The 11563-nt window shown below is 72.4% G+C and carries 1 protein-coding gene; it reads right to left on the reverse strand.

The features are described 5' to 3' along the window. Positions 1 to 40: 40 nt before the first annotated feature. Complete coding sequence (locus tag TSO352_RS01285; protein WP_247871827.1) at positions 41 to 11548, reverse strand: autotransporter-associated beta strand repeat-containing protein; 11508 nt, start codon at positions 11546 to 11548, stop codon at positions 41 to 43. Between the last annotated feature and the right edge of the window lie 15 nt (positions 11549 to 11563).

Consider the following 11563-nt stretch of genomic DNA (forward strand, 5'->3'; position numbering starts at 1 on the left):
GTGGCCGCCTGGAAGGGTGGTCGGTCGCAGCGGGCCGCCGTCAGGCGGCCCGGCTGTCGGGCAGGATGTGGTTGGCAAGCGCCGCCAGCAGGGCCGACGCGCCGGCCGGGCCGCCATGGGCGCGGGCGACCTGACGGGCGAAGCCGGGCGACGCCGGGACGACCTCGGCGCGGGTGTCCGCCCCGTCCGGCGGCGCGCCGCCGCCATCCTGGGGAGCACCCTGGGGCTGGCCCTGCTGGTCGTCGCCCTGCGACGGCTGGCCCTGACCCTGGCTGCCCTGGTTCTGCTGGCCCTGGTTCGGAGAGCCCTGGGTCTGGGATCCTTGGGTCTGCGGTCCCTGCGGCCCGGTCGCCGGACCGCGGGTCTGGCCGTTCAGCAGGCCGTTGCCCGGGCCGTTGCCCGGGCCATTGTTCAGGCCGTTGCCCTGGTTGGGGCTGCCCTGGCCCTGCTGACCCTGCTGGCCGGAGGTGGAGCCGCGCGTCTGGCCGCCGGTGCCCTGGCTGCCGGTGCCGCCGGTCGTGGTGCCGCCGGTGCCGGTGGCGGGTCCGCTGCCGCTTCCCGTGCCGGTGCCCGGTGTGCCGCCCAGACCACTGCCCAGGTTGCCGTTGCCCAGGCCGCCACCGGCCAGACCACCGCCCAGACCACCACCAAGGCCGCCGCCCAGCCCGCTTCCCACACCGCCGCCGAGGCCGCCGCCCAGCCCGCCGCCGAGCGCGCTGCCGCCGGAGCCGCTGCCGCTGGAACCGCCGCCGCCGGAGCCGCTGGACCCGGTGCCGCCGAGGCTGTTCAGCGTCACCGAACGGCCGGCGTCGCTGCTCGACGAGGAGCCGCCGACGCTGCCCAGCGTCACCGAACGGCCGGCATCGGTGCTCGACGAGGAGCCGCCGACGCTGCCCAGCGTCACCGAACGGCCGGCGTCCGTGCTCGACGAGGAGCCAGGCGTGCCGCCGCTGGAGCCGCCGGAGTTGCCGCCATTGCCACCCGGCAAGGACGGGGCGGAGGAGGAGCCGAGGCCGTTGCTGCCCGATCCACCGTTCGACCCCACGCCGGAGGATGGACCGTTGGCGGACGACCCGCTCGACCCGCTGCCCGACAGCGACGGGCCGTTGCTGCTCGTCGTCGTCGTGGTCGTGGTCGGCGTGGTCGGCGTGGTGGTGGTCGTCGTCGTCGTGGCGGCGCGGGCCACCGCGACCGTCACCGACGCGGCCGACGAGCTGTTGCCGGCGGCGTCGCGGGCCGACACGGTCAGCGACCGGCTGAGCGCCGTCCCGGCGAAGCTGGGGTCGGTGGCGCTCGACCGCAGGCCGATCGCCCGCACCGCCGCCTGATAGTCGGCGGCCGACGCCACGCCCGACAGCACGATCGTGGTGCCGTCGCGCGTCGCCGTGATGCCGGCCGGCAGCGTCCCGATCACCAGCTCGTCGCCGCTGCGGGCGTCGGTCAGGGCGATCGTCACCCGGCCCAGCGCGTTGGCGTCGGACAGCGTGACGCCGGCGCCGATCGCGGCCGTACCGCCGGCGCTCAGCGTCGGGCTGGAGCCGCCGACGCTCACCGCCGGACCCTGGGTGTCGACCGTCAGCGTCAGGATCGCCGAGCGGCCGATGTTGCCGGCACGGTCGGTCGCCGTGGTCTGGACGCTGTGGGCGCCGTCGGCCAGCGGGGTGGCGACCGCGAAGCTCCAGCCGCCATCGGCCCCGGTGGTGGCGGTGCCCAGCACGGCGCCGTCCAGGATGACGGTGACGGTGCTGTTCGGCTCGGCCGTGCCGGTCAGGGTCGGACGGGCCGTCGCGATGATGTTGGCGGCGTTGTCGAAGCCGCCGGCGATGGTCGGGGTCGACAGCACCGGCGCCGTGGCGTCGATGGTCAGCGCCAGGGCCGGCGAGCTGCCGCTGGCGTTGCCGGCGCGGTCGGTCGCCGTGGTGGTGATCGCGTGGGTCCCGTCGGCCAGCGGGGTGGCGAAGGTGAAGCTCCAGCTGCCGTCGGCGCCGGCCACCGCGCTGCCGCGGGCCACGCCGTCGACCAGGACGGTGACGGTCGACCCGGCCTCCGCCGTGCCGCCGACGGTCGGGCGGCTGATGTTCGTCATCCCGTCGGTGGCGGAGCTGCCGGTGTCCTGCCCGGCCGCCAGCGCCGGGACCGACGGCGTGGCCGGGGCCACCGTGTCGATCAGCACGCTCTGCGTGCCCGGCATGTTGTTCAGTGTCGCCGGCAGCGGGATGCGGGCGCGGTCGGTGATGCTGCCGCCGTTGTCGTTCAGCCCGGTGACGGCGATGCCGTCGGCATCGCTGTCGCCCGCCTGCACCACATAATCGAAGCGCAGGATCGCCCCGCTGCTGGCCGCGGCGTTGTAGACCGCCTGACGGGTCTGGCCGCCGATGTCGAGCGTGATCGTCGGGGTGCCGTTGACGATGACCGTCTCGCTGAGCTGGACGTAGAAACTCAGCGTCTTGCCGACGCCGTACAGGCCGTCGGCCGGGGTGATGACGCTGCGGATCGACGGCGGCGTGGTGTCGATGGCGATGTCCTTGTTCAGCCCCAGCGACCGGACGTCGCCCGGCGCCGTCAGGGTCAGGACGCCGGCGTTGCCGGCGATGTCCGTGATCGACCCCGCGAGCGCGCCGGTGCCGACGGCATCCAGGTCGGCGGCGGTGTCGCCGGCCTGCACCGTGTAGGTGAAGGTCAGCGTGCTGGTGCCCGACCCGCCGCTGTAGCTGGCGGTGCGGCCGGTGTTCAGCGCCAGCGTCGGCGTGCCGCTGACGGTCACCGCCTCGCTGAAGGTCACCTGGATCGAGATGGTGTCGCCGGTGGTGTAGGTGCCGTTGTCGGTGCCGGCGGTGACGTTGGTGACGGTGGGGTTGACGCTGTCGATGCGCACGCCGCCGGCGTTGGCGACGTTGTTCAGCGTGCGGATGGCGCTGTTGCCGACCAGGTCGGCGATGCTGCCGCCGCTGATCGAGGCGCCGATGCCGACACCGTCGCGGTCGGTCAGGCCGTTGCCGACCGTGTAGCGGAAGGTCAGGACGCTGCTGCCCGAGCCCGAGCGGTAGCTCGCCTGCACCACCTCGCCGCTGTCCAGCGTGATCGCCATCGTCGGCGTGCCGCTGACCGTCACCGCTTCGGAGAAGGTGACGGTGAAGTCCATCGTCTCGCCGGTGCGGTAGGTGGCGCTCGCCGGCACGCCGACGGCGGTGACCGTCGGGGCGGTGGTGTCGATGACGATGTCCTTGGTCCCGGCCAGCGACGACCCGCTGCCGGTCGCCGGCAGGGTCAGCGTCGCGCTGTTGCCGGCGATGTCGGCGATGGTGCCCGCCAGCGCCGCGGTGGAGGCGTAGTCGAGGTCCGACGCGGTGTCACCGGCCTGCACCGTGTAGGTGAAGGTCAGCGTCGTGCCGCCCGACCCGCTGACGTAGGTCGCGGTCCGGCCGGTGCCCAGCGCCAGCGTCGGCGTGCCGGTGACCGTCACCGCTTCGGAGAAGACGACCTGGATCGACACGGTGTCGCCGGCCTTGTAGGTGCCGTTGGCGGTCGAGGCGGTCACCGACGACACCGTCGGCGCCGTGGTGTCGACCGTCACCGACAGGCCGGACGAGGCGGTCGAGGTGTTGCCGGCGGTGTCGGTCGCCTTGACGCTGAGGCTGTGGGTGCCCGACGCCAGGGTGGAGCTGGTGATGGTCCAGTTGCCCGAGCCGTCGGCGGTCGTCGTGCCCAGCACGGTGGTGCCGTCGGTGTCGTACAGCGTCACCGTGGATCCCGCCTCCGCCGTGCCGCTGACGGTCGGGGTGGTGGTCCGGGTGATGCCGTCGCTGCCCGACGTGCCGGTGTCGCTGGCCGTCGCCAGGACCGGGGTGCCCGGCGCGCTGGGCGCCGTGGTGTCGATGGTGATCGGCAGGCCGGTCGAGGCGGTCGAGGTGTTGCCGGCGGCGTCGGTCGCCTTGGCGGTGATGGTGTGGCTGCCCGACGACAGGGTGGAGACGGTGATCGACCAGTTGCCGCTGCCGTCCGCCGTGCCGGTGCCGATCAGCGTGGTGCCGTCGGTGTCGTACAGCCGGACCGTGCTGTTCGGCTCCGCCGTGCCGGTGAAGGTCGGGGTGGCGTTGCCGGTGATGTCGTCGGTGCTGGATGTGCCGGTGTCGGTGCCGGCGGTCATGTCCGCCGTGCCCGGCGCACTGGGCGCCGTGGTGTCGATGATGATCGCCTTGTTGGCGCCCAGCGAGTTGGCCGCCCCCGGCGACGCCAGCGTCAGGATCGCGGCGAGGTTGGTGGAGCTGTCGAGGATGGTGCCGCCGCTCAGCGCCAGCGCCGCGGTGGAGGCGTAGTCGAGGTCGGCGGAGGTGTCGCCGGCCTGCACCGTGTAGGTGAAGCTCAGCGTGGTGGTGCCCGAGCCGCTGGCGTAGCTCGCGGTCCGGCTGTTGTTGCCCAGCGCCAGCGTCGGCGTGCCGGTCACCGTCACCGCCCGGTTGAAGGTGACGGTGATCGTGATGGTGTCGCCGGCCTTGTAGCTGCCGTCGGCGGTGCTGGCGCTGACCGACGAGACGATCGGGTTGACGATGCCGTTCAGCACCAGGTCGTTGCCGGTGCCGCCGACATAGTCGACGGTGTAGAGATCGCCGTTGCTGGTCATGGTGTCGCCCTGCGCCAGTCCGGACAGGGTGTTGGTGATGGTGCCGTTGCCCTGGCTGTCGATCACCCGGTAGGTGGCGTTGGTGGCGGCGTAGCCGTTCACCCGGCTGACCGTCACCGCGCTCGACCCGCTGGCGAGCGTGACGCCGCCGCTGACGATCACCTGGTCGTAGTCGGTGCCGGCGGTGGTGTTGCCGGCCAGCTCGACCGCCATCGTGCCGTTCATCGCCAGGGCGCCGTTGACCGTCAGCGTGCCGATGCCGTTGTTGGTCCCCGCCACGCCCGGCGCCAGGGTGGCGCCGCTGTTGATGGTCAGGGTGTTGGCCGAAGCGGTGGCGAAGATCGAGCCGGTGCCGCCCAGCGTCGCCCCCGACGCCACCGAGACGGCGCGGGTGCCGTTGAGCGCCCCCGTCACCAGAAGCGTGCCCGCCGACACCGTGGTCGGTCCGGCGTAGGTGCTGGTGCCCGACAGGGTCAGCGTGCCGCTGCCGGACTTGGTCAGGCCGTCGCTGCCGCTGATGGCGCCCGACAGCGTCACGGCGACGCCGCTGTCGATGGTGGCGCCGTTGACCCCGGTGTCGAAGGCGTTGTCGATGGTGCCCGCCCCGGTCACCGTCAGCGTGCCGCCGTTCAGCGTCACCGTGCCGGCGCCCAGGTTGGCGTCGCCGGCCACGCTCAGCGTGCCGCCGTCCCGCACCGTCATGGTGCCGGTGAAGCTGCTGCTGTTGGTGCCCGACAGGGTCAGGGTGCCGCTGCCCCGCTTGTAGAAGTCGCCGGAGCCGCTGAAGCTGCCGGCGAAGCTGGTGTTGGCGTTGTTGCCGCCGGCCGACAGCGTGTTGGCGCCGATGGAGACGGTGCCGTCACCCGCCAGCGAGCCGATCGTCTCGGTGGCGCCCAGCGTCAGGGTGGCGCCGCTGTCGACCGTCACCGCGCCGGCGTCGGCGATGGCCGAGCCGCCCGACAGCGTCAGGCCGCCGGCCGACACGGTGGTGGCGCCGGTGTAGGTGTTGGCGCCCGACAGCGTCAGGGTGCCGCTGCCGGTCTTGGTCAATCCGCTGGTGTTGGTGGAGGAGATCACGCCGGAGAAGGTCGTGTCGCTGTTGTTGCCACCGACCGTCAGGCGGTAGCCCAGCACCACGTTGCCGGCTCCGGTCAGCGACCCGATGGTCTCGCTGCCGCTGCCCAGCGACAGGGTGGCGCCGCTCGACACCGTCACCGCGCTGGTGTCGCCGATCGCCGAACCGCCGGCCGCCGCCAGCGTGCCCGCCGAGATGGTGACGGCGCCGGTGTGGGTGTTGGTCCCCGACAGGGTCAGCGTGCCGCTGCCCGACTTGGTCAGCGCCCCCGACCCCGACAGCTCGCCCGACAGCGTCGCGGCGGCCGAGTTGCTGATCGTCGAGCCCGACGACACCGCGATGGCGTTGGCGATGGTGGTGGCGCCGGTGATCGACAGGGTGCCGCCCGACAGGGTCGTCGTGCCGGACCCCAGGCTGGCGGCGTCGGCGACCGACAGCGTGCCGGACGACACCGTGATGCCGGTCATGCTGTTGGTCCCGCCCAGCACCAGCGCGCCGGTGCTGGTGCTCGCCACCGTCAGCGAGCCGTTCGACACCACGCCGCTCAAGGTCAGGGCCTCGGTGATGGTGTTGTTGACCGTCCGGGTCGTACCGCCCAGATCCACGGTGCCGGTGAAGGTCAGCGCTGCCGAACCGGACATCGTCATCGTGCCGCCCAGCACGAGGTTGTTGGCGAGCGTCCGCGCGGTGGAGCCCGACCCGCGCACCTTGCCGCCGTTGATCGTCAGCGTCCCGGTTCCCACCGCGGTGTCGCTGCCGAACTGCAGGATGCCGCCGCCCAGCGTCGTGCCGCCCGTGTAGGCGTTGGTTCCCGAAAGACCCAGGACATTGCCGGCGTTGGTGCTGGTGACGCTCAGCCCGCCGGTGCCGGAGACGATGCCGCTCAGCGTGACCGAACCGGCCGAGACGTCGATGGTGCCGCCGCCGCTGCCGAGCGCGACGCCGGTTGCGCTGCTGAAGGCCGCCGTCGAGGCCAGCGTGCCGCCGTCCAGCGTCAGCGTCGTCTGGCCCAGACTGGCGGGCGCCCCCACCGCCAGGGTTCCCGTGGTCACCGTGATGCCGCTGACGCCGGAGCCGGAGGTGTTGTTGGTCCCGGACAGCGTCAGCGTCCCGTTGCCCGACTTGGTCAGCGTGCGGGTGTTGCCGGTGATGTTGCCGCTGATCGTGACGGCCGCGTCGGTCTGGACCGTGGCGTCGCCGGTCAGGGCGACCGCGTTGTCGATGGTGGTCGCGCCCGTGACCTGCAGCGTGCTTCCGGCCGCCAGGTTGACCGCGCCGGTTCCCAGATTGCCGTCGGCGGCGATGCTGACCGTGCCTGCGGAAACCGTGGTCTGCCCGGTGTAGGTGTTGGCCCCCGACAGGGTCAGGGTGCCGCTGCCCGACTTGGTGACGGTGCCGGTTCCGCTGACCACGCCCGACAGGGTGGCGCTGTTGGTCGTGCTGACCGTGGCGCCGCTGCTGCCGGCGGTGACCGCGTTGGCGATGGTGACGCCGGTGCCGGTGATCTGCAGCGTGCCGCCGTTGATCGTCAGCGCGCCGCTGCTGATGTTGGTGGCGTTGGTCACCGACAGCGTGCCGGCGGTGATGCCGGTGGTGCCGGTGTAGGTGTTGGCGCCCGACAGGGTCAGCACGCCGGCGCCCGACTTGGACAGGTTGCCGTTGCCGGAGAGCACACCGGAGAAGGTCGTCGACGTGTCGTCGCCGCCGCTGGTCAGCGTGTAGCTGCCGAGCGCCACCGAACCGGCGCCGCTGAGCGAGCCGATGGTCTCGGCGGCGCCCAGCGTCAGGGTGGCGCCGCTCGCCACCGTCACCGCGCTGCTGTCGCCGATGGCGCTGCCGCCCGAGGTGGCGAGCGTGCCGGCCGACACCGTGGTGGAGCCGATGTAGGCGTTGCCGCCCGACAGGGTCAGCGTGCCGGTGCCGGCCTTGGTCAGGCCGCCGGCGCCGGAGAGCACGCCGGAGAAGGTGGTGGTGGTGTTGTCGCCGCCGGCCGTTAGCGTGTAGCTGCCCAGCGTCACCGCGCCGGAACCGGTGAACGACCCGATGGTCTCGTTGCTCGACAGGGCCAGCGTGCCGCTCGCCCCCACCGACACGGCGTTGCCGTCGCCGATGGCGCTGCCACCCGACACCCTCAGGGTGCCGGCGCTGATCGTGGTGGTGCCCGTATAGCCGTTGGTCCCCGACAGGGTCACCGTGCCGGCACCGTCCTTGGTCAGGGTGCCCGACCCGCTGACCACGCCGGACAGAGTGAGGGCGTTGGCGGTCTTCACCGTGCCGCTGCCGGTGAGATCGATGGCGTTGGTCAGCGTCTGGCTGGTCGCGGTCGTGGTCAGCGTGCCGCCGTTCAGCGTGATGGTGCCGCTGCCGATGGTGCCGGCCGTGCCCAGCTCGATCTCGCCACGCAGCGTGGTGCCGCCGGAATAGCTGTTGCCGGCACTGCTCAGCGTCAGCTTGCCGGAGCCGAGCTTGGTCAGGCCGCCGGCGCCGGTGATGTCCCCGGACAGGGTGACGGCGTTGGCGTTGGTGATCGAGCTGTCGGACGACAGGGTGATGGCGTTGTCGATGGTGGTGGCGCCGGTGACGGTCAGGGTGCCGCCGCTCATCGTCACCGTGTCGGTGCCCAGGTTGGCGTCGCCCGCCACCGACAGCGTGCCGCCGCTGACGGTGATGGTGTTGATGCCGGTGTTGCCGCTCGCGGTGTTGTTGGTGCCGCCCAGCACCAGCGTGCCGGTGCCGCTCTTGGTCAGGGCCGCGGTGTTGGTGCCGTTGTCGGCCAGCGTCGAATTGATGGTCAGCGTGTCGCCGTCGGCGATGCTGACGCCGAAGCTGTTGCCCAGCGTGAAGCCGTTGCCGGTGATGGTGAGCGACCGGCTGTCGGTGTCGCTGTCCATCGCCAGGGTCACGCCGCTGCGCACCGTCAGGGTGCCGGGCAGGGTGATGGTGCCGGCCAGCGTGCCGGAGAAGCGGATGGTGACGTTGCCCGACACGGCATTGGCCAGGGCGATGGCCTCTTTCAGGTCCAGGCCGCCGCCGTCGGCCCTGTCGCCGCTGTAGGTGCCGCTGGTGGTGCCGTCGATGGCGGTGACGTCGACCACCAGGTCGTTCGTCACGCTGATGCTGAAGACCTTCTCATAGGTGGCGGTGCCGTCGCTGACCTGGACGCGGACCGAATAGCTCTGCCCCGCGGTCAGGGTGGCGGCGTCGTTCGCCCGCAGCGCGGTGCCGGAGATGTTGAACAGGCTGTTGTCGGTGCTGCCGGTGCCGCTGACCAGCGTGTAGGTGAAGGTCTGGCCGGTGTCGGCGTCGGTGTTCGACAGGGTGCCGATCACCGCGTTGGTGCCGTCGAAGATGGTGACGGAGCTGTTCGACAGGGCGACGTCGGTCGGCGCGTCGTTGATCGAGCTGGCGGTGACCACCGTGCTGGTGTTGGCGCTGCTGCTGGTCGTGCCGTCGCTGGCGGTCAGGGTGAAGGTGCTCTGCACCGTGCTGCCGGGCACCACCTGGTTGTTGGTGGGGGTGAAGACCAGCGCCTGCAGCAGGGTCTGCAGCCCGCTCGGCGTGGTGGAGGTCAGGGTGTAGCTGCCGGCGCTGCCGATCAGACCGCCGCCGGCGCTGGTCAGCGTGCCGTTGGCCGCGGTGTAGGTGATGGTGACGGTGAAGGTGCCGGTGGTGTCGTCGGCGTCGGTCACCGTCACGCCGCTGAACGGCGTGGTGGTGGCGTTGTCGTCGACCGTGCCGGCGGTGGTGAAGGTGCCGGCCAGCGCCGGCGCCTGGTTGACCGGCCCGGTCAGCACGACGTCGTTGCTGTTGGTGCCGCCGGCATAGCCGATGGTGATCGACCCGCTGTTCAGGGTCAGCGTGCCGCTTCCGGTGAAGGTGCCGGTGACGGCGTCGCTGCCGTCGTTGGCGACGATGACGAAGCTGTCGCCGCTGGCCGTCTTGGCCGGGGTGTAGCTGCCGCTGGCGCTCAGGGTGGCGCTGCCGACATTGACCGTGCCGGTGACCGCCACCTGGTCGTGGCTGCTGGTGCTGACCAGGTCGACCGCCAGCGTGCCGCCGGTCTGGATGGTCAGGCCGCCGTTGACGGTCAGGGTGCCGACGCCGTTGTTGGTGCCGGAAACGCCGGGGGACAGCGTGCCGCCCGACTGCACGGTCAGCCCGCCGTTCACCGTGCCGGATCCTGCCAGCGTGCCGCCGGTGCCGACGGTGACCGCGCCGGCCGCCGCCCCGTTCAGGGTGCCGGTGACGATCAGGGTGCCGGCGCCGACGGTGGTGGTGCCGGTGTAGGTGCCGGTGCCCGACAGGGTCAGGGTGCCGGCGCCCGACTTGGTCAGGTTGTAGGATCCGCTGATGACGCCCGACAGGGTCAGGGCGTTGCCGGTGCCGACGCTGACGGTGCCGTGGCTGCTGCCCAGGGACAGCGCGTTGGCGAGCGTGACGGCGCTGCCGGTGGAGGCCAGCGTGCCGCCGTTCAGCGTGACGGTGCCGGTGCCGAGATTGCCGACCGCGCCGATCGACAGCGTGCCGCCGGTCACCGTCGTGGTCCAGGCGGTGGCGTTGTTGGTGCCGGACAGGGTCAGCGTGCCGCTGCCCGACTTGGTCAGCGCGTTGGTGCCGGCGGAGATGGTGCCGGACAGGGTCAGTGCGTTGGCGGTGCTGACCGTGCCGCCGCCGGAGCCGACGGTCAGGCCGTTGGCCAGGGTGACGCTGCTGCCGGTCACGTCCAGCGTGCCGCCGTTCAGCGTGACGGCGGCGCTGCTGATGTTGCCGGACCCGGCGATGGACAGCGTGCCGGCGCTGACGGTGGTGGTGCCGGTGTAGCCGTTGCTGCCCGACAGGGTCAGCGTGCCGCCGCCCGCCTTGGTCAGGTTGTAGGCGCCGCCGAGCGTGCCGCTGACCTCCAGGCTGCCGGCGGTGACGGTCAGCGTGGTGTCGGCGCCCATGGTGACGGCGCCGCTGATCGTGTTGGCGCCGCTGCCGTTGACCAGCGCGCCGCCCGACGACACGCCGGTGCCCGACAGGGTGATCGCCTCGGCGACGCTGATGCCGCCCGACAGCGACAGGGCGGCGCCGCTCGCCACCGTGGTGCCGGCGGCGGTGGTGCCGAGAGCGTTGGCGTTGCCGATCGCCAGGGTGCCGGCGCTGACCGTGGTGGCGCCGGTGTAGCTGTTGCTGCCCGACAGGGTCAGCGTGCCGGTGCCCGCCTTGGTCAGGGCGTAGCTGCCGCTGACCACGCCCGACAGGGTCAGGCCAGTGCCCGACACGCTGACGGTGGTGTCGGCGCCCATGGCGACGGTGCCGCTGACGGTGGCGCTGCCGCTGCTCACCTGCAGCGCGCCGGCCGACGACACGCCGGTGCCGGAGACGGTCAGGTTTTCCGCCAGCGTGATGCCGTTGGCGATGGCCAGGGTGGCGCCGTCGGCCACCGTGGTCCCGGCGGCGGTGGTGCCCAGCGCGTTGGCGTGGCTGGCCGTCACCGTGCCGGCGCTGATCGTGGTGGCACCGGTGTAGCTGTTGTTGCCCGACAGGGTCAGGCCGCCGGTGCCGGTCTTGGTCAGGGCGTTGGACCCGCTGACCACGCCCGACAGGGTCAGGGCGTTGCCGCTGCCGACGTTGACGGTGCCGTTGCCGCTGCCCAGCGCCACGGCGTTGGCCAGGGTGACGCTGCTGCCGGTGCTGTCCAGCGTGCCGCCGGCCAGCGTCAGCGCGGCGCTGCTGATGCTGCCGGCCGCGGCGATCCCCAGCGTGCCGCCGCTGACCGTGGTGGTGCCGGTGTAGGTGTTGGCGGTGTTCGACAGCGTCAGCGTGCCGCTGCCGTCCTTGGTCAGGTTGAAGCCGGTGCCGCTGACCACGCCCGACAGGGTCAG

Origin of the sequence: Azospirillum sp. TSO35-2, from assembly GCF_003116095.1 — a bacterium.
GTDB lineage: Bacteria > Pseudomonadota > Alphaproteobacteria > Azospirillales > Azospirillaceae > Azospirillum.